Consider the following 22425-nt stretch of genomic DNA (forward strand, 5'->3'; position numbering starts at 1 on the left):
CCGCACAATATTGAAGCTGAACAAGCCGTTCTTGGGGCGGTTTTTTTAGAACCGGAGGCATTATCACGGGCCGCGGAAATATTGCTGCCGGATGACTTTTACCGGGCAGGCCATCAGCGGATATTCGGAGTCATGACGAGCCTGGCGGATAAAGGGGAGCCAATCGATCTGGTTACAGTGACGACAGCTTTATCCAATGCCAAAATATTGGACGAGGTAGGCGGGGTCTCGTATTTAAGTGATCTGGCAAACTCTGTTCCTACTGCCGCCAATATCGAGTATTATAGTAAAATCGTAGAAGAAAAAGCACTTTTGCGCAGGTTGATCCGGACAGCGACTGATATTGTCACCAATAGTTTTTCCAAGGAAGACGAGGTAGGCGATGTACTCAATGATGCGGAAAAAAGTATTTTGGAAGTTTCCCAGCGTAATAATTCCGGAGCTTTTCAAAACATCAAGGATGTGCTGATCGAAGTCTATGACAATATTGAACAGCTGCACCACCATGACGCAGCCGTTACCGGAATACCGACCGGCTACCGGGATTTGGACCAGATGACTTCTGGATTTCAGCGGAATGATTTAATCATCATCGCTGCACGTCCATCGGTGGGGAAGACGGCGTTCGCCTTGAACATTGCCCAAAACGTCGCCATCCATGCGACAGAGAACGTCGCGATTTTCAGCTTGGAGATGGGAGCAGAGCAATTGGTTTCCCGTATGCTTTGTGCAGAGGGGAATATTGATGCCCAGCGGCTCCGGACGGGTAATCTGGAGGCCGAGGATTGGGGTAAACTGACCATGGCAATGGGAAGCCTGTCCAATGCCGGCATTTATATCGATGATACACCCGGTATCCGGGTTAGTGAAATCCGCAGTAAATGCAGAAGGCTGAAGCAGGAACACGGTCTCGGCATGATTCTGATCGATTACTTGCAGCTCATCCAGGGAAGCGCCAATTCCAAGGAAAACAGACAGCAGGAAGTATCAGAAATTTCCCGTTCCCTGAAAGCTTTGGCTCGGGAATTGAACGTACCGCTAATTGCCTTGTCCCAGCTTTCCCGTGGAGTGGAATCCCGTCAGGACAAGCGTCCAATGATGTCCGACTTACGTGAATCAGGAAGTATTGAGCAGGATGCCGATATCGTCGGTTTCCTTTATCGTGATGATTACTATGACCGGGAATCGGAAAAACAGAACATTATCGAAATCATCCTGGCGAAGCAGCGTAACGGCCCGGTTGGTACCGTCGAGCTTGCTTTTGTGAAAGAATACAACAAATTCGTCGACCTGGATCACCGTTACCAGGAAAGCGACATACCGCCAGTCGGAGCAGCCGGCGGCTAATAAGGAAAAAAGCAGACAAATTGTCTGCTTTTTTTATTTGCCATTGTACATAAAGCTAGGCAATAGAAGGCTGCCTTAATCATAGCAAGCGTAATTACGGGAATAGTATCAAAAAAGGGGGCAAAAAGGGTCAAAAAGGGGTCAGTCCCCCACCGCTTTAGAGCGACAGCGCGATCGAGTGACAGCAGGATGGGGGTCAGTCCCCAATTTGACGAACGAAAATGAATAATGTGTCAAGAATGTTCGTGTATTCATTGACATTGGGAATGTGGATTGATAAACTTACTTTGTTATGCACATAGTAACTATAATTTAGCGGCGGAGGTGCCTATATGTCCTCAGTAGTTGTAGTCGGAACCCAATGGGGCGATGAGGGTAAAGGTAAAATAACAGATTTTCTATCACAAAATGCAGAGGTTGTGGCCAGATATCAAGGCGGCAACAATGCTGGACATACGATTAAATTTGATGAAATCACTTATAAACTACATTTGATTCCTTCCGGGATTTTCTTTGATGATAAAATTTGCGTACTCGGCAATGGCATGGTCATCGATCCGAAGGCGCTTGTGGAAGAACTGCAATACCTGCACGATAAAGGCGTATCGACCGACAATCTGCGCATCAGCAACCGCGCGCATGTCATCCTGCCGTATCACTTGAAGCTGGATGCCCTGCAGGAAGAAGAAAAAGGTGCCAACAAGATCGGCACGACCAAAAAAGGCATCGGTCCGGCTTACATGGATAAGGCTGCCCGTGTCGGTATCCGGATTGCCGATTTACTGGACAAAGAAGCATTTAAAGAGAAGCTGGAACAAAACCTGAGAGATAAAAACCGTTTGTTCGAGAAAGTCTACGAAACAGACGCTATTGCCGTGGAGGATATCCTTGACGAATATTATGAATACGGCCAACAGGTGAAAAAATATGTTTGCGATACATCGGTCGTCCTGAACGAGGCGCTGGACGATGGACGCCGCGTCCTGTTTGAAGGAGCACAAGGTGTCATGCTCGATATCGACCAGGGAACCTATCCGTTCGTTACCTCTTCCAATCCTATTGCTGGCGGTGTGACGATTGGTTCCGGTGTCGGACCAACGAAAATCAACCATGTAGTCGGTGTTTCAAAAGCATACACGACTCGTGTCGGGGACGGTCCTTTTCCAACCGAACTGCACGACGAAATCGGCGATCAGATTAGAGAAACGGGAAGAGAGTACGGTACAACGACAGGGCGCCCGCGCCGTGTCGGCTGGTTCGACAGTGTGGTCGTGCGGCATGCCCGCCGGGTCAGCGGTATAACCGATTTGTCCCTGAACTCACTGGATGTGCTGACAGGGATTGAAACGTTGAAAATTTGTACAGCATACACGTACAAGGGAGAAACGATTCATGAATTCCCGGCAAGCTTGAAGGATCTGGCGGAATGTGAACCAGTTTACGAAGAACTTCCTGGCTGGACAGAAGATATTACCGGGGTACGCAGCTTACATGAGCTGCCGGAAAATGCACGCCATTATTTAGAGCGGATTTCCCAGCTCACCGGAATTCCGTTGTCGGTCTTCTCGGTAGGACCTGACCGGACGCAAACCAACGTCGTCCGCAGTGTGTACAGCTAATAACAACATAAATACAAGAATGAGCAGGGCCTGTTTGGAAACCTGCTGCTTCAAAAGAAAAAATCATCAGCGTTTTACAGCTGATGATTTTTTTTTGCTACTTTCCAGCGTGGAGAGAACAGCCAGAGGTTAAGTCACAAGGAAAACTATCCTAATAAAACGAAGCTAATTCCGATAAAATAAACAAGTTTATTCCCGAATTACGATAAAATCAAACCAATAATGCCATAAATCGCCAAGGATTGTTCCCTTTTTGTAACAAATTTGAAAAAAATAAACCAAAAATTACCTGCTAAAAGCATGCAAAAGATGTAATTTTACACAAAATAACCGTTTCTATGCCGATTTTAGTATAAATTTACCATTTTTTATACAGTTTATTTACATCTATTGGATATGGTATCTTCCCTTTTGCACGTATGGTAGATTAAGAGAAGTAAAAATAGATTCGGAACAGGATACGTTTTTAGGAGGACCCTGCAAATGAGGAAGATGCAAGCTTTTAAGAAGGAAAGTAAATCACGGAGCAAGCGCCTATTCACCATTACAATTGCTGCCCTGGCTGGATTTGCCCTGCCATTTCAAGCGGTTGAAGCGGCCGATGATGAATTAGAGACGATTTACCATGTTTATGTGGACGGCGAAAGTGTCGGTACCGTAGCGGACGAGCAACCGGTGGAAGAAGTAATCGACGAAGTGTTGGCTGAGCAGCAGGACGATTACAAAGGCTATTCGTTGACGACCGAAGAAGACATTTCGCTCGTGCCGGAGATGGTATTTGAGCCTGTTACCGAAGAAGAACAGGTAACCAATGCGTTGGAGGATGAATTGACAGTGAACATTCAAGCCTACCAATTGGTCATCGGCGATGAAAAGCTTGGATTCTTTGAAAGTGAACAAGAGGCAAAGCAGGTCCTTTCCTCCTACAAAGAGAAGTTTGTTGACGCAGAGGTACTGGAAAAATTAGCAGACGGCGAATCAGCTGTTTGGATAGATGATGGAGAAACAGTTATTACAGGAGTCGAACTGTCCGAAGATGTGACGGTTTCAGAGGCTAAGGCAGACCCGGAAGATATGATGACGGAAGAACAGGGTTTGAAACAGCTGGAAAAAGGAACCCGAACAGATGCGGTTCATCCTGTTAAAGAGGGCGAAGTGCTTGGAGAAATTGCCGGAAAGTATGACATGGATACGGAGAAACTGCTTAAGTTGAATCCGGAGCTAACCGAGGATTCTGTCCTGCAAATTGATCAGGAAATCCATGTCACCAAACGTAAGCCTTACTTGCAGGTAATCGTTTCAGAAGAGACAACCAAAGAGGAAACCATTCCGTACAAAAAAGAAGTGAAGGAATCGAAGTCCCTTTATAAAGGTGAAACGGAGACCAAGCAGGAAGGCCGGGAAGGAAGCAAGCAAGTACACTATGCGGTTGAAAAAGTGAACGGACAGGTGAAGGAAAAAGAAGTGCTGGAGGAAAAAACAATCGAGGAACCAGTCAAAGAAGTCGTCGTGAAAGGTACCAAGGTTGAATCTTCCCGTGGCACTGGATCCTTGCAATGGCCGGCAGTCGGTGGATCGATTACGAGCCATAAAGGACAACGCTGGGGTAAAGAGCACAAAGGAATCGATATTGCCGGTGTCAGCAATCGTTCGATTTTGGCTGCCGACAATGGTGTGGTAGTGTCAGCAGGATACAACAGCGGCGGCTATGGAAACAAAGTTGTCATCAACCATAATAACGGTTATCGGACCGTGTATGCCCACCTGGCGTCTATCAAGGTGAAAACTGGACAAACCGTATCCAAAGGTAGTAAAATAGGGGTAATGGGTTCCACAGGTGATTCTACCGGAGTCCATTTACATTTCGAAGTCTATAAGAACGGGGCATTACAAAACCCGACCAAGTATTTTTAATAGAATAGCGTTTTTCCACTAAACAAACGATGCAGCCCTTGTCAACATGATGACAAGGGCTTTTGTACAGTGTGGAAATGTTTGACAGCACCCAATATGCATCGGGAAAAAGGACAGACAACGGAAAGTACGTTAAAATAAATCTATTAATAGACGAGAAAAGGATGTGGCGTCATGAGTCAAAAGATTTTAGTCGTAGATGATGAAAAACCGATTGCAGATATATTGAAGTTCAACCTGGAAAAAGAAGGCTATCAGGTCGTTTGTGCCTATGATGGGGACGAGGCAATCGAATTGACCAATAAAGAAAATCCTGATTTATTATTGCTTGATATCATGCTTCCGAACAAGGATGGCAATGAAGTGTGCAGGGAAGTCCGCAAAACCCATACGATGCCGATTATCATGATCACAGCTAAAGATGCCGAGATCGATAAGGTGCTAGGTCTTGAACTTGGTGCGGATGATTATGTAACCAAGCCTTTCAGCAACCGTGAAGTAATTGCCCGAGTCAAAGCGAACCTGCGCAGACAACAGGTGGTGCCGGAGGACAACAGCCGGGCGAACAAAGATATCGCCATCGGCAGCCTGGTGATCCATCCAGATGCGTATACAGTCACACGTGACGGCGATCAAGTGGAGTTGACCCACCGGGAATTTGAACTGTTGCATTACTTGGCTAAACATATCGGACAGGTCATGACACGTGAGCATTTGCTGGAAACGGTGTGGGGATATGATTACTACGGAGACGTCCGTACCGTCGATGTCACCGTGCGCCGTTTGCGTGAGAAGATCGAAGACAACCCAAGCACTCCGGTTTGGATTGTGACTAGAAGAGGTGTCGGCTATTACTTGCGTAACCCTGAACAGGAGTAATGTTTTATGAGGAAAGTGGGTTTTTTTCAATCGATTCGATTGAAAATCGTCATTATTTATATTTTATTGCTGTTATTGGCTATTCAAGTGATTGGTTCCTATTTCGCTATCCGATTGGAAGAAAATTTAAAAGCAAACTTCAACGATACGATAGAAGAACGGATTGAAGGCTTAAGCTACTATTTGGAACAGGCCTTTCAGAAGGAACGGAGCGGGGATGAAGAAGGTCCGACCTTGCAGGAAGATGTCCAGAACATACTCGACAGAGTCGATAGCAGTGTGTTTTCTACCCTTCAAGTTTTGGACAGGCAGTACCGTGTCGTAGGCGCAAAAAATGAGCTCGACAACAACATTCTCGGCAGCCGGAAAACCGGAGATCCCCGTATAACCCAGGCGTTCATCTTCGGGGTGGAGGAAGACAGTACCATGCGCGATCCGGTGACGAACAAACGGATGAAGGTGCGGGTTTTGCCGATTGGAAGCGAGGAGGACCCGGATGGCATTCTATATTTGGAAGCGTCGATGGAAGGCGTTTACGACCAGATGGGCAATATCAACGACATTTTTGCCAAAGGGACCGGTATTGCGATCGGTATCTCGATCATCCTCGGGATTTTGGTAGCCCGAACGATTACCAAGCCGATTACCGAAATGCGGAAGCAGGCCAAAATCATGTCGACAGGTGACTTTTCGCAAAAGGTAAACGTGTATGGCATGGATGAAATCGGCCAGTTGGCGATGACATTCAATGATATGAACGACAAATTGAAGCAGGCCCACAATACGACGGAGGGAGAGCGTCGTAAACTGAGCTCCGTGTTGTCCAACATGTCAGACGGGGTTATCGCTACGGATAAAGAAGGAAAAGTTACATTAATGAACGAGCCGGCTCTCCAGCTGATTCGAAAGGACTTTGAAGAAGTGAATGGCCAACCGCTGATCGAGGTGTTGCATTTAGAAGATGAAATCGACGATGACATGCAGGCGGATACTGGATCGGTCACCATTGACTTCAGTAACGATGAAGAATTTTACCTGATTAAAGCGAATTTCTCGGTCCTTCAGGACGAAAACGGCGAATTTGGCGGATTTATTACCGTTATCAGCGATGTAACCGAACAGGAAAAGGTCGAACAGGAAAGAAGAGAATTTGTCTCCAACGTTTCCCACGAACTGCGCACGCCGTTGACGACGATGCGAAGTTACCTGGAAGCATTGACAGACGGTGCCTGGCAGGACAAAGAAATCGCTCCAAAATTTTTGGATGTAACCCAAAACGAAACAGATCGGATGATCCGGCTGGTCAATGATCTTCTGCAACTTTCCAAAATGGATAACAAGGCTACCGATCTTTACATGGAACGCGTGGATTTCCTTACGTTTTTCCACCATATCATCGACCGCTTTGAAATGAACAAAGCCGAAGACATCATTCTCGACCGGCGGCTGCCGAATAAAGAGTTATTTGTATGGATGGATAAAGATAAAATGACGCAGGTAGTAGACAATATTATTTCCAATGCGATCAAATATTCGCCGGACGGAGGCAGGATCACTTTCCGGGTGGACAGTAACCGTAACAGGTTGAGGGTGTCCATTATTGACCAGGGAATGGGAATTGCCCAAGAGAAGGTGGACAAGATTTTTGACCGATTTTACCGGGCGGACAAGGCACGCTCCCGCAATTTAGGAGGGACAGGCCTTGGCTTGGCGATCGCCAAAGAAATCATCGAAGCCCATCACGGTCATATCTGGGCGGAAAGTAAAGAAGGAAAAGGGACAACCGTCCATTTCACCTTGCCGCTTATCAAAAGAAGCGGAGGCGATAAACAATGAAGCTTGAGATGATCAAAACATTGGCATTGACCTTACTGATTGCTGCCAGCTTGCTGCTCACATTGGGGATTTGGAATTACAAACCTAATTATGATGATCTCGAAAATACGGAAAGCAGCTATACCAATGAACCACTACAAGGCGGCCAGGAGGAAAGCAGAAGGAATATCGTAGAACCATCAAAAATTATATTTTCTGCGAATGGCTCGTTTACTTCCTTCGAAGATCGAAACCAGCAGGAGGCATTTTACCGGGAGATGCAGGAATGGTCGTTGACGGGACTTGAGGAAGGGATACAAACTGAGCAAGACTTACCTGACAGAAACACATATACTGCCCAGCTGATTTTTCCTTTAGAGGTTCCGGCTGGAGCGATAAGGGATCTGTTTTCTGTGGAAGAAAACGCGGTCGGGCAAATTCAACGGGGCTCGTTTGACCGGATCTTTGTGGAGGAAAACCGCAGCGGTACCGTGGAATTGTTATTTTATAATACGGAAGCACAAATGAGCATCCGTGCGGATGTGCAGAATGCCAGGGCGGCCGACGTATTAGAAAAATATGCCGATATCGATGACAAAATTGCTTATATTGAGTACACGGGAAATAAAGGCGCCCCGATTTATATCCCGCAGGGGGAGCCGGAAATAAACGATCTCACTTTTTCTGTCGATACGTTTACGACGACAACCGACCTCAATCCGTTGTTGAACAGCTTGTTTACCGACCGGGAAGTGTTGAAATCCAACCGAATCGAGGGTGGAGGGAGGTCGTATTCGGATAGTATCCGGGAGCTCCGTGCCTATGACAATGAAAAATATATGGAGTATATCAACCCAATCCCGGAAAACCGGACGATCGAAGGCTCTGAACTGGTCAGTCAAACGATCAATTTTCTGAATGCACATAAAGGCTGGACGAACTCCACCAATGACGAGTACCAGCTGTATCAGCTAAACGTCCAACGCAACGAAGTGACCTACCGGCTTGTGTATAACGAGTACCCGATTTTCGGGGAAAATGATAAGCAGGCTACTATTCATATCACGTGGCGCAATCAACCTTACAAATATGATCGACCGCTCTTTAAATTTGGAGATGCGTTTGATTATGGAGAGCCGCCGGATCTACCAAGCGGCGGGGAAATCGCAAGCTATCTGGAGAACGCCAAAGGAAGCGGTAGTATTAAAGATATCGCGCTCGGTTACAAATTGATAGACGAAGGCATCTCGGTCCGGCTGATGCCAGCCTGGTTTAAACAGGACAACACTGGCTGGAGCGAGCTGGATTTAAGTGAAATGTCCGGTTTGGGGGAGGGATAAGCCATGCAATGGGGGCAAATCAAATCACTATTCATCGTGTGCTTCCTTATCCTGGATATCTTTCTGTTACAGCAGTTCTTGAAAACGATGGATTCCAGGTCTCCCTCCGGGGACATAAGTGAGCCGAAACAGGAGGAAGTACTCCAGGAGAACATTAAAGGACTTGACATGCTTCCGGAAGAACAGGTCAAGGATTCGTTTATTACCGTAAAAGCGAGAAGTTTTACTGCGGATGATGTGGAAAAAGTAAAGGCAATGAATGACCAGGAAGTCTTTTTACTTAGCGGTGGGAACCTGTTGTATTCTGAGTTGAAGGAACCGGTTGCGATTGACTCGGATAGTACCAATGCCGAAAAAGAATTGACGCTTTCCGAGATTGTCTTATCCGGAAGCGAATATACCTATTGGGGACAGGATGAAGTTTCCGGCGCCCTGATTTTCTTCCAGACGAACAACAGCAAACCGATTTATTACAGCCAGAGCAGCTTTGTTGTGGCGTTCACCAACAGCGAGAACGAAATCACTAGTTACTTGCAGGCGGCACTTGACGAGGTGGACAGACAGGATCCGAAAACGATGATTTCTGCTTATCAAGCTGTTTCCAACCTGTATAAAGCAGGAGAACTGATTGATTCGGAGATAACGGAGACGCCTGCAGTCGGTTATTATTCGTTCGTTGACCTGGATGAAGGACAGCAGGTGTTTGCACCTTCCTGGCATATTCCTATTAACGATAATCAGCATTATGTTGTAATGGGCTATGAAGGCCAGTTTTCGAAGCACGAAAACCCCATGTTTGTACGGAATACGATTCGTAAAGCGCAGGATGGTATAAGAGAATCGCAGCTGGAAGAGGAAGAAATAGAACAATTGCGCAAAGTGTACCAAGGTTTATTGGAATCAACAAGGGTGAGTGATGAGGAATGACATTAAGCTTTAGTGTACTTGCATCAGGAAGTACCGGAAATGCTTTTTATATAGCAACAGAAAAAGAAAAAATCTTAGTTGATGCCGGCGTCAGCGGCAAAGAAATGGAACGGCTTTTAAATGAAGTGGAAATTGACCCCAACAGCCTGACCAAGCTGCTGGTCACACACGAACATAGTGATCATATCAAAGGGCTGGGCATCATGGCCCGCCGCTACCAATTGCCAGTCTACGCCAATGAAAAGACGTGGAAAGCGATGGAGGGTTCCATCGGCAAACTCGAGCTGGATCAGAAGTTTGTGTTCAACATGGAGGAAACCAAGTCGTTTGGCGATTTGGATGTCGAATCGTTCGGTGTCTCGCACGATGCGGCGGAACCCATGTTTTACACCTTCCATCATGAAGGAAAAAAAGTGGCGTTGGTGACGGATCTCGGCTATGTTTCCGAACGAATTAAAAAAACGGTAGAAAATGCGGATGCTTATATTTTCGAAGCCAATCATGACGTTTCCATGCTGCGGATGGGCCGATACCCATGGAATGTAAAACGGCGTATTCTAGGTGACAGCGGCCACGTTTCCAATGACGATTGCGCGCTGGCCTTGAGCGATATCATCGGAGACCAAACAAAGCGTATTTATTTAGCCCATTTAAGCAAAGATAACAACATGAAAGAATTGGCCCGGATGTCCGTGCAAAACTATTTGAATGAACACGGTTTTACGCTCGGCGACAAATTGAACTTGCACGATACAGACCCGAAGACGCCGACCCCTTTATATGAAGTAGTTTAACCGGACTTGAGAAAGGAAACACTAAAACGAGTAAAGATACGCGTTTCCAGCATGTCAGAAAGGATGGGTGCGATGGGCTATTATGATGATCATTATCAAACAAGCAGAACAAACAAGAAAAAAAGAAACTGGTTCCTGCCTTCACTGATCGGAGCCGTTATCGGGGCGCTGATTGTGATTGTGGCACTTCCCGCATTACAGGAAGCAGATCTGTTGCCGTTTCAATCTGCCGAACAAGATTCCAATGAAATCACCCAGGGCAATGGGGAGCCCTCTCAAGGAGGTACTACAGCCAATATGAATGTCGATGTCTCGACCCAGATTACCGAGATCGTCGGCGAAGTGACACCAGCGGTTGTAGGCGTGGTCAATATTCAATCGTCCTCGAATTTCTGGCAACAGGAAGAATCGGGACAGGCTGGCACCGGATCAGGCGTCATTTATAAATCAGAAGATGGCAGGGCTTATGTGGTGACCAATCATCATGTCATTGAAGGAGCAGACGAAGTCGAGGTAGTGCTCTCAGATGAAACGCATGTATCTGCCCAGTTGTTGGGCAGTGACGTGTTCACCGATTTGGCAGTCTTGGAAATGGATGCCGAACAGGTCGATAAAGTGATTGAGATCGGCAATTCAGAGAATGTCAAAGTTGGTGAGCCCGCAATCGCGATCGGGAATCCGCTCGGATTGATGTTTTCAGGTTCGGTAACCCAGGGAATCATCAGTGGCAAGCAGCGTGCCATTCCGCAAGACTTCAACGGAGATGGCCGGCCTGACTGGCAGGCCGAGGTTATCCAGACAGATGCCGCAATCAATCCGGGTAATAGTGGCGGTGCCTTGATTAACATGGGCGGACAGTTAATCGGTATCAATTCCATGAAAATCGCCCAGTCGTCTGTCGAAGGAATCGGCTTTGCCATCCCTATTGACAGTGCGTTACCGATTATCGAACAGCTGGAGACAGAAGGAACGGTTACGAGACCATACTTAGGTGTAGAAGCATATTCCTTGGAGGAAGTAGCCCAGGTGGAATGGCAGCGTCGATTGAACCTTCCAGAGGAAGTAGAAGGCGGCATTTACCTGCGCAGCATTGAGCCGATGTCACCTGCAGACCAAGCCGGCCTGCGAGAGCTTGACGTCATCACGGAGTTAGACGGGAATCCGATCGAGGACGTGATTGGATTGCGTAAGCACCTTTATCAGGAAAAACAGGTTGGTGACGAAATGAATGTTACCTTTTACCGGGACGGAGAACGGCAAGAAACGACTGTCACACTTGCCTCACAGGAATATTAATGAAAAAGCCGGATCTAGTCAGATCCGGCTTTTTGTGTGCTCTTAACAGAAGAGGGGCAGCCTCAGTCAAACAGTGCATCGATAATCTAAGTTCGATTCGAGAGTTGCTCTCCAAGTTATACACAGCCTGTGGATGGAGTTGAGGATAACTATCCACATATGGTGGCGAACATTTATTCTTCCACCAAATAAAGCAGGAGCGTCTAAATGATGTGGATAAACTCGGTGGATAACTTGTTTATATGCAAGGAAAACATGTGTATAAGGCAGAGGAAGGATGATTGTGGACAAACCTGTGTATAACTGATTGGTTCGGTGAATAACTGATAAATCTGGCTTCAAAATTAAATTGATTTTTTAGAAAATATGGTATAACCTAAACTTATTAAAACAATTTTAAAAACTGGGCGGAAGGGAGACCGATGATGGCTTCACTATCCACAGCAGCCAATGCGGAGGAAATCAAACGGCAAAACCGGTCGTTCGTCCTCCATGCTTTACGGAACTCCGGATCTGTCTCCAATGCGGATTTGGCAGGGCAGACAGGTTTATCGGTTATGTCCATTTCCACAATCATAAAGGAATTCCTGGCCCATGATGTAGTGGAAAGCAGCGGCAGCGGGACATCACAAGGTGGCAGGAAACCGATACTTTATCAGCTGCAGCCCGATAACTATGTCGTCAGTGTAGCTATCCATGTGGATAACATTCAGACGGCGAAAATCAATATGCAGGGCGAAATACTTCAATCCGAAAAGAAAAGAATCTGTGGACAACTTAAACAGAACGAATTGGCAGCCCTCGTTTGTGATTTGATTGATCAACTAATGGAGGATTCCCGTGAGAAAGACAAGTTACGGGGAATCGGTGTTTCGGCTCCAGGTCCTGTTGATACGGAAACAGGAACGATTATCAAACCGCCAAACATCCAGGCGATCGAACAGTGGGAAATTACCGCCTTGATAAAGGAACATTACCAGCTGCCCGTTTTCCTGGAGCGGGATGCCAATGCAGCAGCGCTTGGGGAGCATTGGTTTGGCTCATCCGAGAAGAAAGAGAGCATGTTATACGTATTAGCGGATCAAGGAATAGGCGGAGGAATCATTTTTAAAGGCAAAGTGTACCGCGGATTCTTAAACGGTGCAGGGGAAATTGGCCATCATACCATCGAAATGGGCGGGCCGAAGTGCAGCTGTGGCAGCTACGGTTGTTTGGAGGCGCTGGCATCCGGAATTGCGATAACGATGAAAGCAGAGGCACTTCTTGATCAGAACAAGTGGCTGCCATCCGGAGAACAGAAAACAGATCTGCTGACTATTTTTCAAGCGGCAGAAGCAGAAGAACCGCTGGCCAAGCAGCTCTTGGAAGAAACGGCCAATTACTTGGGGGTCGGGATAGCCAATGCGGCCAATATATTGAACCCGGAAGAAATCATCATTGGCGGATCCATCGTTCACGGCTATCCGGCTGCAATGGAAACCATTACGTACATAGTGAACGATCGTATTTTGTATAACGGGAAAGAGCCTTTGTCGATCAAGCGGTCGCAGTTCAAGGAAGAGGCACAGCTGGTCGGAGCAGCAGCAGCGATTTGGGATCATTTGTTTTCCGATCCGCAGCTATTCATGACTTAACAAACAGGGAAAAGGTGATAATATGGGAGTTGCAGTAGGAGTAGACATCGGGGGAACCAAAGTAGCTCTGGCGCTTGTGAATGGACAAGGCGAAATCAGCAAGCAGAGCAAGCTGAAAACAGACAAAACCGTTGAGCCTGCGGTGATGATACAGCGAATCATCGAAGCAATCGAACAGCTGTTGAAGGAGGAAGGGCTTCAATCCGATCAGATCTCAGGTATTGGGATCGGTTCTCCGGGACCGTTGAACAGCAAGGCGGGAATCATCTCCTGTCCACCGAATTTGCAAAACTGGAAGGACGTTCCGATAGTGGAACAGGTTCGCGGACATTTTCCGGTTCCGGTCGTGCTGGAAAACGATGCTAACGCGGCGGCCATGGCAGAAAAATGGTTAGGCGCCGCTCAGGAAAATCAGGATTTTGCCTACATGACGATCAGCACCGGCGTTGGAGCCGGGTTGTTTGCAGACGGAAAACTACTGGGTGGAGCGCGCGGCAATGCCGGAGATATCGGGCATACGGTCGTCGACCCGTCTTACGGGCAATGCCCGTGCGGCCAGAAAGGCTGCCTGGAGTACATCGTGTCTGGAACAGCCATCGCCAATCGTGGTTCCGAGCTAGCAGGAGAAACGCTCACGACCGAGGAAGTGTTCCAACGATACGAGCAAGGTGATGCCAACATCGTTCCGTACATCGATGACGTATTCCGGTTGATCGGCGTGGCGTGTGTGACATTGATCAACACCTTCGATCCGGAAAAAATCGTGATCGGCGGCGGAGTCTCCAAAGTGGGAGAACCATTGTTTGCGAAAGTGCGGGATTATGTCAGCCATTATGCATTGAACCCTGCCGGCCGGGAAACAGAAGTCGTACCGGCTCAATTGGATCAAAATGCCGGTGTCGTCGGAGCAGCCGGGCTGATTTTAGCTAATTAACAACAAGGATAATACGTACATAAGGAGGAAAACGATGTACAAAGAACCGATTTTTTTAGAGCCCGTTTTTCAGGAGCGGATTTGGGGCGGCCAAAAATTGAAAACGGAATTTGGCTACGATATTCCCTATGACCATACCGGAGAGGCCTGGGTGATTTCCGCCCATCCGAACGGACCAAGCCGGATCGTCAACGGCCCTTTGCAAGGCAGTACGTTGAAGGATGCCTGGGAACAGCACGGCGAATTGTTCGGCGAGGCAGCCAAAGGCGGGGAAGACTATCCTTTGCTGGTGAAAATCCTCGATGCGGCCAACGATTTATCTGTCCAGGTACACCCGGATGACACGTATGCACGAGAAGTCGAGGGTGAACCGTACGGCAAAACCGAATGTTGGTATGTCATCGATGCAGAAGAGAATGCAGAAATTATTTTCGGCCACCATGCCGGCAGCCGCGAAGAATTCAAAGAAATGGTCGACAGCGGCCAGTGGGATGACTTGCTGCGAAAGGTAAAAGTGAAGGCAGGCGATTTCGTCTATGTACCGAGCGGCACCATCCATGCCATCGGAAAAGGCATCGTGATTTTGGAAACACAGCAAAGCTCCGATATCACCTACCGGGTATATGATTACGACCGGACCGACGATCAAGGCAACACAAGAGAGCTGCACCTAGATTCTGCGATCGCCGTTTCGACCGTTCCACATGAAACAGTCGATATCGAGCAAAAACAAACAAGCAAAGACGGTCTGACCTCCCATCGTCTCGTCCAGCAAGAGTATTTCACCGTGTACCATTGGGAGTTGGACGGAGAAGTCGACCAAGCTGTAGAAGAGGACTTCCTGCAGGTGAGCGTACTGGACGGCGAAGGGGAAATAACCGTGGAAGGAACAACTTTCTCCCTGAAAAAAGGCGACCACTTTATTCTGCCATCTACGGTCGATCGTTATCATTTATCCGGAAAAGCGTCGTTTATTGTTTCCCATCCATAAGGAACAGGCACCAGGAGAAAAAACAGGCTGAATCGCAATGGTTTGGCCTGTTTTTACTTTTATGTATCCTTTTGATATCCCATAAGAATGGGGCAAGTTCATGGTAAAATGAAGGAAGAATGGTCCGGAAACAAACGGGAAGGATCGTCAATAAGCATTAGGGCGGGATGGGCTTGGAAGAGAACATATCAAATGTAGTAGAAATGTTCCCGGAAGTGGAACAAAATCAAAAGGTCGTCATCGGAATAGATGGTTTAAGCCGTGCCGGGAAAACCACCTTTGTGCAATCCATTGAACGGCACATGCAAGAGAAAAAAATTCCGGTTTGTGTTTTCCACATAGACGATTATATTGTCGAGCGGAAAAGTCGTTACCATACTGGACATGAAGCGTGGTATGAGTATTATTATTTGCAATGGGACATAAAGTACCTTAGAAAGCATCTATTCGAAAGACTCAAAGACACAACCGAGCTACCGTTACGGACGTATGACGATCGTTCCGATACGCAATCAATACAGACAGTCAACATTCCTGATACCTGCCTAATTATCATCGAAGGGGTATTTTTACAAAGAAAAGAGTGGAGGAATTACTACGATTTCATGATTTATCTGGATAGCCCCAGAGAAAAGAGATTCCATCGTGAAAGCAATGCAGCAAGAAGTGACAGAGAAAAGTTTGAAAAGCGGTATTGGAAAGCGGAAGACTATTATTTGGAAACCGTTTCGCCACTCGAGCAAGCAGATATCGTCATCCGGAATTGAAAGAGATCGTTGTCCGTCAGTTAGTCCGAGCAGATTCGTGAGGGATCATCCAGTTCTCCGGGTCATCACCATACGTCGGGAGTGGTACAACATAATTGGTTTTCAAAGAGGTGCATGAATGTGCCAGCGTAGAGCGGATAGAACGTGTTGGATGATGCAAACTGCCTATATGTTTCTATTACGAGTTGCACACGCCCCTGATCGTTTGGTTCCAGAGAAAAGACAGTTGTGTCTGCCAATAAAAAAACTCCTGCATATGGGGTTATAGATGCTTATTCTATTCATTACTAATCTCAAGAGCCGACTGAATTTCTTCCCCTTCTATCGTGCGGACGGTTAAAGGTTCTTTGATTTCATCAAGCCCTATATAAATATACGGGGACTTGTTCGGATTGCTTTCGTCTTCAACTACACTCAAGACAACGTCTGTACTTTCGTTATGATCAATTTCCTCCACTTCCATTTTTGTACCGATATACTCTTCGCCCAGAATTACATAAATCTGTTTGTTTCCTTCAGAAATCGTGGAGACGCGATAATGACTGTACGTTTCATCATTTGCAACGGCATGGCCTTCATCGATAATCCAATAATCATCATCCTGTATATTCACAACGAATATGGTTGTCAAAAGGATCACCGGTAACACGAATAGACCGATTTTATCCCAAATAGAAACCTTTGTAAGTTTCGACGATTTAGTCAACGAGGGCAATGCCATCGTTCCCACTACACCAATTAGAAGGATGCCCCCTGCGAGAAATACATAACCCATCCCGTCAAATCCTCTAACAAAGAAAAAACTATAACAAACTATCGACAAAGCTGTGATAAATGTCAGCAGCGGGGCCAAGTAATACTTCCCTATAAATTTTGAAAGAATAAAAAAGAAGCCAAAAACCAACAAGCCTAAAAACAATCCGACCGCAAGGATTGCAAACATCCCATCCCCTCCTTAAATGCATTACAAAAATAGACATTCACGGGTGCCCTAAAGAGAAATGCCCCCTTTGAAACGACCTTCTGTTCTGTATTGTATGCAGCAGCTTTCCATTTATCTTTTACGGATCCCAGCTTTTTGCGGCGTCATGGTCATAAAGAATCTGAAGATTGTCGCAACCTATTTTGTCGGCTTTAACTATTAAAGGAACAATCAAACGCAACGCCCAGAGAAGTAATTAGCTCTGAGCGTTTTCTAGGTGGCAACGGTAATTAATCCTGCCTTGGGAAAATCCGGGTATATATTTTATCTCAAAATTTCTTCTATCCGATCAATCTCCGCCTCGGTGAAATCAGGCTTCTCCAAGGCTTTCACATTCTCTTCGATTTGCGATACCTTGCTGGCACCGATCAAAGCAGAAAAGACAGCCTTTTCCCGTAACACCCAGACAAGCGCCATCTGGGCGAGGGACTGACCCCTGTCACGTGCTACTTCATTGAGCTGCTGCACTTTTTCGATGACATCTGGAGAAACATCCTTTTCATTGAGTGAGCGGATGTACTGTTTGGCCGCCCGTGAGTCGGCTGGAATGCCGTTCAAGTACTTATCCGTCAGCAAGCCTTGGGCAAGCGGTACAAAGGCAATGCATCCGGCACCACGCTTAGACAGCAGATCGGTCAATCCATCTTCGACCCAACGGTTCAGCATCGAATAGGAAGCCTGGTGAATGATAAACGGCGTTCCTTGTCGTTCCAAAATGTCGATCGCCTTTTCGGTATCTTCGGCATTGTAGTTGGAGATTCCAACATACAACGCCTTTCCCTGCCGGACGATCAAGTCGAGTGCAGCCATCGTTTCTTCTAAAGGTGTTTCCGAATCTGGGCGGTGATGGTAAAAAATATCAACATAATCGAGTCCCATGCGCTTTAAGCTTTGGTCGAGGCTTGCGACCAAATACTTTTTCGAGCCCCAATCGCCATAAGGTCCGGGCCACATGGTGAACCCTGCTTTCGTGGAAATGACCATTTCGTCCCGGTAACCGGCAAAGTCTTTTTCCAATATGCGCCGGAAGTTCTCTTCTGCAGAGCCTGGAGGCGGTCCGTAATTGTTGGCCAAATCAAAATGCGTAATACCAAGGTCAAAAGCCTTACGGATCATCTTTCGTTGGTTTTCAAAAACATCCTCTCCACCAAAGTTGTTCCAGAGGCCGAGCGAGATGGCCGGAAGCTTCAAACCAGAGTTGCCGCAGCGGTTATAAGCAATCGATTCATAACGGTTTTCATTTGGTGTGTATGCCATATAAACATTCCTCCTATCTAAATCGATTCGCTGTTTGTCTGGAAAATCCTTTTTGAAACGAAAAAAAGCTCCCTTATCAAGGGAGCTTCTAGTATCAATAACCGACTTCGACAGCGGCATTGACGATATACATCAAATCGTTGTCATCGTTCTCTTCTTCGAGGATGATGCCGCTTGAGGTTGCCATTCCGCCATCCGTCGATTCAACCGTTGCGGATCCAAACGGAATCACCTTTTTCACTTCTTCCTTATCGAGCTGCTGCCTGTCTAACGGTACGGCGAGACGCACATTGACTTTCATGTTTTCCAGCGATTGCTCCGGCAGGCTCTGTTCAATGCCGGGCATCGAATTCGAAAGTATCGCATCTTCCACTGCCCGGACAGCCGCCTTGGTGATATTCTGGCCATGCACATCGATACCTGTTCCGGTCTGTACGAAAAGAATTTTATCCATGGGAAAATCTCTCCTTCCAAGTGAATAGAGATCTTGCCAAAAGCGAGATACAGTTCACATATCATTCTATTTCCCGTCAAAATTCGGAGAAAAACATGTCAGGGTGATTAGGGAAGAAAAAGGATTTTTGGTAAAATAGCCATAAGCGAACCCGAACGGAAACAGAGAGGACGGAAATCATGAAAATTACGATTGTAGCAGTAGGGAAATTAAAAGAAAAATACTTGAAGCAGGGGATCCAGGAGTATACCAAGCGGCTGGGAGCCTATGCGACAGTGGAAGTGGTCGAGGTCCCGGACGAGAAAGCCCCGGAAAACCTGAGTGAAGCAGACATGGAAATCGTCAAACAAAAAGAAGGCGAACGCATCCTCTCCAAAATTTCGACAGATTCCTATATTATTTCCCTGGAAATAATGGGCGACATGTTAACCTCTGAACAATTTGCCAAAAAATTGGACAATTTAGCTACCCACGGCAAAAGCAAAATAGCCCTCGTCATCGGCGGATCGCTGGGGCTAAGCGGTAAAGTCAGGAAGCGAAGCGATTATGCTCTATCTTTTTCGAAAATGACGTTTCCTCATCAGTTAATGCGATTGGTGTTGTTAGAGCAGGTTTATCGGGCGTTTCGGATTAATCGGGGGGAACCGTACCATAAATAGAGGCAAAAAAAGTTCAAGGCATAGTGGTATTTTATCATTTGATTCACGGTAAAGAGTGTGGATTAGTTTAAATGTAAAAGTCTTGGATACATTTACTTCAGAAAAATCAAATTCCAGTTCGAGTTTATCAACAAAGCGAGTACGAGAATAAGGTTATCATAACACTCTCCGATGAAGAAAAGAAAAAGTTTTTCATTCTGTAATTAAAGAGGTTCATGTAACTAAAGGAGAAAGTACAAGAAATCGACGTATTAAAGATGTTGTGCATCACATTGATTTAGAAGACCTTCATCGTTTAGGTGAAAAGGAATAATTGAGAATGCCATTTTATTAGCCAGCTGTTGAATAGTGCCTTTCTGGAACATAACAGTCAGTTAAATAACTTTAGGCAACATTATTTACCGGAGAATTTGGTATATATCTTAACTTATTGTATATTAATGATAACTACAGCGACTCAAATACGATTAGTACTAAGATGCTTAACATGATGTGTAGTAATTCGTAATCTGACATAAGAGGCTATTCCTATCTAACGGGAATAGCCTCTTTTCTTAATGAATTAGAAAACCCCTGGCTATGCCGGGGGTTCCGGAGAGCTTACAGCGTGGTAATAAAAAAACCTCACTTCATGGTAGGATAAAGTTGGTTTCCCGACCACTTCATCTCACCAAAGAAGGAGGTATGCCCTGTGAAGGACATGAACAGTTTAGCACATACCACATGGAATTGTAAGTATCACGTAGTCTTTGCTCCCAAATACAGAAGACAAGTCATTTATGGAAAGTATAAAAAGAGTATTGGTCAAATTATAAGAGATTTATGTGAACGGAAAGGCGTAATTATCCATGAAGCAAATGCCTGCCCGGATTCAGAGGCTTTCAGCCGCAGAGCAAACCACCAGTTCACACGGGTGGTTTTGATTTAGAACATGTAAATGCCTCATGTTAAACTTATATAATTTTCTGTTATTTCAAAAATTGGTGATCACTCTTTTCATTTATGTAACAAGTTTTAGAACAATAAATATCTTAAAAATATCGGCATCACAATCTTGGTATATATAAACCATTGACAAAAACAAACGTCGATGGTATATTTAAACCAAGATTAAATTTGGTTTATAAAAACCACGGAGGTGTTTTTATTGGAGAACAAAATTAATGATTTATTGAGAGTAGTTAGTGAAACAAGAGGAGATGGTAAACAGGAACCTTACTCACAGTTTATTGCTTTATATTTAAGTCAAAAGTTGCGAAAATTAGGGTTCGAGGAGATACTCACGAATATTGAAGATGAAAAAGTAAAATGGGCTTTAAAAGATGTTTATGAGGAGAATAGTGATTTAATAGAAGAATTTAAACAGATATCAATATTATCAGATAAGGAATGGTTAGAGATTATAGAACAAACATCAATATTTGATAATAGAGAGAACACTATACAAAAAACGCCTATCAGTATTATAAAATTAACAGATCGACTACTTGATATTCGTAATAAAGATTCAATACTTGATATTTGCTCAGGATTAGGTATTACATTGGCGCAATTGTCGATAGAAAAAGATATAGCACTAATGGGTGTAGAAATTAATTCTCAGGCATATATTCAGTCGAAACTATTACTAGACATTATGAATAAAGATACATCAAATATTATTTTAGGTAATGCTCTTAAAACAGATATCAGTGTATTCGAAGCAAACAAGGTATTTATAAATGGACCACTGGGACTTAGGGTGTCAAAAGATATATACGATGAGGTACTTAATAAAAAATTTAGTGCGACAGCATACGAAGAATTAATTCCTAATTATGATAGTACTTGGTTATTCGTATTAGATACGGTTTTACATTCAAACTTTGAAAAAGTAGTAGTTGTAATGAATGAGGCTCCATTGGTTAATAATCGTGATGCGCTAATTCGAAAACAATTAATGAAAGATGGTTTAATTGAAGCAATCATAGATCTCCCAGGAGGTTTATTGGATTATTCAGGTATACCAGTAAGTTTGCTTGTTTTAAGTAAAAATAATTCGAATGTTTCATTTGTTGATGCGACAAAACTGGGCACTAAAAAACAACATAAAACTTTTTTAAAAGATGACGATATTGAAAAAATCATCAAAGCAATAGAGGTTGATGGACAGTTAAGTAAAACTTGTAATTTTGAAGTTATAGAAAATGAAGATTTCATATTTTCTTCCAAACGCTATTTAATTCCAGATTTACCTTATGAAAATACAGTACAATTAAAAGATGTTGTCAAAACAATTAATCGTGGTGCAATGATTTCTAATAAAAATTTAAAGGAAATAGAGTCGGAAACATCTACACCGTACCAATATTTAGCTTTGAACAATTTTACAAATGGTATAGTGGATAAGAAGTTGCCATTCATAAAGAAAATTGATCCATCATTAGAAAAACATGTAATAAAAAATGATTCATTAATTATATCTAAGATGTCTCCATTTAAAGTGGCATCTATTGAACAAAAAGAAAAACAAATATTAGTTAACGGTAACTTATACTTTTTAGAGATTGACGAAAATAAAATCAATCCAAAGTACCTTGAAGCTTATTTACAAAGTGAATTTGGTATGAGAGAACTACAGAAATACGAAAAAGGAACCATGATGAAAACTATAAGTATACGAGATTTAGAAAAAATTATGATTCCAGTGCTGACAGAAGAGGAACAAAATAAAATTGGAAAAGCATATGATTTATTGAAGAGAGAACAAGAAGTTACTTTAGAGAGAATTAAGCGAATTGAAGAAGAAAAGAATAATATTATGGAGGTGAGGTAGA

General features: G+C 44.8%; 18 protein-coding genes and 1 pseudogene. 16 read left to right on the plus strand and 3 right to left on the minus strand.

Annotation, left to right across the window (positions count from 1 at the left end; genetic code table 11):
- The 13 genes from dnaB to BN1067_RS04800 form a co-directional block, all read left to right on the plus strand.
- Positions 1–1347, plus strand: a 1347-nt coding sequence (gene dnaB / locus BN1067_RS04740) for a replicative DNA helicase (protein ID WP_110943315.1), incomplete at its 5' end; no start/stop codon positions are given.
- A gap of 332 nt (positions 1348–1679) precedes the next feature.
- Positions 1680–2966: an adenylosuccinate synthase gene (locus BN1067_RS04745; RefSeq protein ID WP_053217746.1), complete on the plus strand. Its 1287-nt coding sequence runs from the start codon at positions 1680–1682 to the stop codon at positions 2964–2966.
- Between the two features lie 483 nt (positions 2967–3449).
- Complete coding sequence (locus BN1067_RS04750) at positions 3450–4880, plus strand: M23 family metallopeptidase (protein ID WP_110943316.1); 1431 nt, start codon at positions 3450–3452, stop codon at positions 4878–4880.
- Between the two features lie 174 nt (positions 4881–5054).
- A complete protein-coding gene (yycF, locus tag BN1067_RS04755; RefSeq protein ID WP_053217747.1) occupies positions 5055–5759 on the plus strand; it encodes a response regulator YycF in 705 nt (234 codons plus the stop codon).
- 6 nt (positions 5760–5765) lie between these two features.
- Entirely contained in the window at positions 5766–7595 is a 1830-nt protein-coding gene (walK, locus tag BN1067_RS04760) for a cell wall metabolism sensor histidine kinase WalK (protein ID WP_053217748.1), read from the plus strand.
- A complete protein-coding gene (locus BN1067_RS04765) occupies positions 7592–8914 on the plus strand; it encodes a YycH family regulatory protein (RefSeq protein WP_053217749.1) in 1323 nt (440 codons plus the stop codon). The genes walK and BN1067_RS04765 overlap by 4 nt, the downstream gene beginning before the upstream one ends.
- 3 nt (positions 8915–8917) lie before the next feature.
- On the plus strand, positions 8918–9841 hold the full coding sequence (locus BN1067_RS04770; RefSeq protein WP_053217750.1) for a two-component system regulatory protein YycI: 924 nt from the start codon (positions 8918–8920) through the stop codon (positions 9839–9841).
- Entirely contained in the window at positions 9838–10635 is a 798-nt protein-coding gene (locus tag BN1067_RS04775) for an MBL fold metallo-hydrolase (RefSeq protein ID WP_053217751.1), read from the plus strand. The genes BN1067_RS04770 and BN1067_RS04775 overlap by 4 nt, the downstream gene beginning before the upstream one ends.
- Before the next feature lie 72 nt (positions 10636–10707).
- Positions 10708–11931: a S1C family serine protease gene (locus BN1067_RS04780; protein ID WP_053217752.1), complete on the plus strand. Its 1224-nt coding sequence runs from the start codon at positions 10708–10710 to the stop codon at positions 11929–11931.
- Positions 11932–12356: 425 nt separating this feature from the next.
- Positions 12357–13565: an ROK family protein gene (locus tag BN1067_RS04785; RefSeq protein WP_053217753.1), complete on the plus strand. Its 1209-nt coding sequence runs from the start codon at positions 12357–12359 to the stop codon at positions 13563–13565.
- A 22-nt stretch (positions 13566–13587) separates the two neighbouring features.
- On the plus strand, positions 13588–14499 hold the full coding sequence (locus tag BN1067_RS04790; RefSeq protein WP_053217754.1) for an ROK family protein: 912 nt from the start codon (positions 13588–13590) through the stop codon (positions 14497–14499).
- Positions 14500–14533: 34 nt separating this feature from the next.
- Positions 14534–15490 (plus strand): mannose-6-phosphate isomerase, class I, encoded by a 957-nt coding sequence (gene manA, locus BN1067_RS04795; protein ID WP_053217755.1) that lies wholly within the window; start codon positions 14534–14536, stop codon positions 15488–15490.
- Between the two features lie 167 nt (positions 15491–15657).
- Positions 15658–16257, plus strand: coding sequence for a kinase (locus tag BN1067_RS04800; RefSeq protein WP_053217756.1), 600 nt, complete (start codon positions 15658–15660; stop codon positions 16255–16257).
- Between the two features lie 277 nt (positions 16258–16534).
- Here the strand turns inward: BN1067_RS04800 and BN1067_RS04805 are convergent, their stop codons facing one another.
- From BN1067_RS04805 to BN1067_RS04815, 3 genes are all read right to left on the minus strand, one after another.
- Positions 16535–17200: a hypothetical protein gene (locus tag BN1067_RS04805; protein WP_053217757.1), complete on the minus strand. Its 666-nt coding sequence runs from the start codon at positions 17198–17200 to the stop codon at positions 16535–16537.
- 303 nt (positions 17201–17503) lie between these two features.
- Entirely contained in the window at positions 17504–18496 is a 993-nt protein-coding gene (mgrA, locus tag BN1067_RS04810; protein WP_053217758.1) for an L-glyceraldehyde 3-phosphate reductase, read from the minus strand.
- Positions 18497–18590: 94 nt separating this feature from the next.
- Positions 18591–18950, minus strand: coding sequence for a Lin0512 family protein (locus BN1067_RS04815; RefSeq protein ID WP_053217759.1), 360 nt, complete (start codon positions 18948–18950; stop codon positions 18591–18593).
- 179 nt (positions 18951–19129) lie between these two features.
- Between BN1067_RS04815 and rlmH the strand changes: the two genes are divergently transcribed.
- The 3 genes and pseudogenes from rlmH to BN1067_RS04830 all read left to right on the plus strand — a co-directional run bounded on the left by rlmH (position 19130) and on the right by BN1067_RS04830 (position 22424).
- On the plus strand, positions 19130–19609 hold the full coding sequence (rlmH, locus tag BN1067_RS04820) for a 23S rRNA (pseudouridine(1915)-N(3))-methyltransferase RlmH (protein WP_053217760.1): 480 nt from the start codon (positions 19130–19132) through the stop codon (positions 19607–19609).
- 700 nt (positions 19610–20309) lie between these two features.
- Positions 20310–20480 (plus strand): annotated as a pseudogene (tnpA, locus tag BN1067_RS04825) (IS200/IS605 family transposase); the annotation flags it as partial.
- 276 nt (positions 20481–20756) lie between these two features.
- Entirely contained in the window at positions 20757–22424 is a 1668-nt protein-coding gene (locus BN1067_RS04830) for an N-6 DNA methylase (RefSeq protein ID WP_053217761.1), read from the plus strand.
- Position 22425: the final 1 nt, after the last annotated feature.

Source organism: Virgibacillus senegalensis (assembly GCF_000821245.2).
Classification (GTDB): Bacteria; Bacillota; Bacilli; order Bacillales; family Amphibacillaceae; genus Sediminibacillus; species Sediminibacillus senegalensis.

What these genes read in the sequence shown, in the direction of transcription:
- BN1067_RS04745 (WP_053217746.1), top strand. Translation starts at nt 1,680, where the DNA reads ATGTCCTCAGTAGTTGTAGTCGGAACCCAATGGGGCGATGAGGGTAAA.
- BN1067_RS04750 (WP_110943316.1), top strand. Translation starts at nt 3,450, where the DNA reads ATGAGGAAGATGCAAGCTTTTAAGAAGGAAAGTAAATCACGGAGCAAG.
- yycF (WP_053217747.1), top strand. Translation starts at nt 5,055, where the DNA reads ATGAGTCAAAAGATTTTAGTCGTAGATGATGAAAAACCGATTGCAGAT.
- walK (WP_053217748.1), top strand. Translation starts at nt 5,766, where the DNA reads ATGAGGAAAGTGGGTTTTTTTCAATCGATTCGATTGAAAATCGTCATT.
- BN1067_RS04765 (WP_053217749.1), top strand. Translation starts at nt 7,592, where the DNA reads ATGAAGCTTGAGATGATCAAAACATTGGCATTGACCTTACTGATTGCT.
- BN1067_RS04770 (WP_053217750.1), top strand. Translation starts at nt 8,918, where the DNA reads ATGCAATGGGGGCAAATCAAATCACTATTCATCGTGTGCTTCCTTATC.
- BN1067_RS04775 (WP_053217751.1), top strand. Translation starts at nt 9,838, where the DNA reads ATGACATTAAGCTTTAGTGTACTTGCATCAGGAAGTACCGGAAATGCT.
- BN1067_RS04780 (WP_053217752.1), top strand. Translation starts at nt 10,708, where the DNA reads ATGGGCTATTATGATGATCATTATCAAACAAGCAGAACAAACAAGAAA.
- BN1067_RS04785 (WP_053217753.1), top strand. Translation starts at nt 12,357, where the DNA reads ATGGCTTCACTATCCACAGCAGCCAATGCGGAGGAAATCAAACGGCAA.
- BN1067_RS04790 (WP_053217754.1), top strand. Translation starts at nt 13,588, where the DNA reads ATGGGAGTTGCAGTAGGAGTAGACATCGGGGGAACCAAAGTAGCTCTG.
- manA (WP_053217755.1), top strand. Translation starts at nt 14,534, where the DNA reads ATGTACAAAGAACCGATTTTTTTAGAGCCCGTTTTTCAGGAGCGGATT.
- BN1067_RS04800 (WP_053217756.1), top strand. Translation starts at nt 15,658, where the DNA reads ATGGGCTTGGAAGAGAACATATCAAATGTAGTAGAAATGTTCCCGGAA.
- BN1067_RS04805 (WP_053217757.1), bottom strand. Translation starts at nt 17,200, where the DNA reads ATGTTTGCAATCCTTGCGGTCGGATTGTTTTTAGGCTTGTTGGTTTTT.
- mgrA (WP_053217758.1), bottom strand. Translation starts at nt 18,496, where the DNA reads ATGGCATACACACCAAATGAAAACCGTTATGAATCGATTGCTTATAAC.
- BN1067_RS04815 (WP_053217759.1), bottom strand. Translation starts at nt 18,950, where the DNA reads ATGGATAAAATTCTTTTCGTACAGACCGGAACAGGTATCGATGTGCAT.
- rlmH (WP_053217760.1), top strand. Translation starts at nt 19,130, where the DNA reads ATGAAAATTACGATTGTAGCAGTAGGGAAATTAAAAGAAAAATACTTG.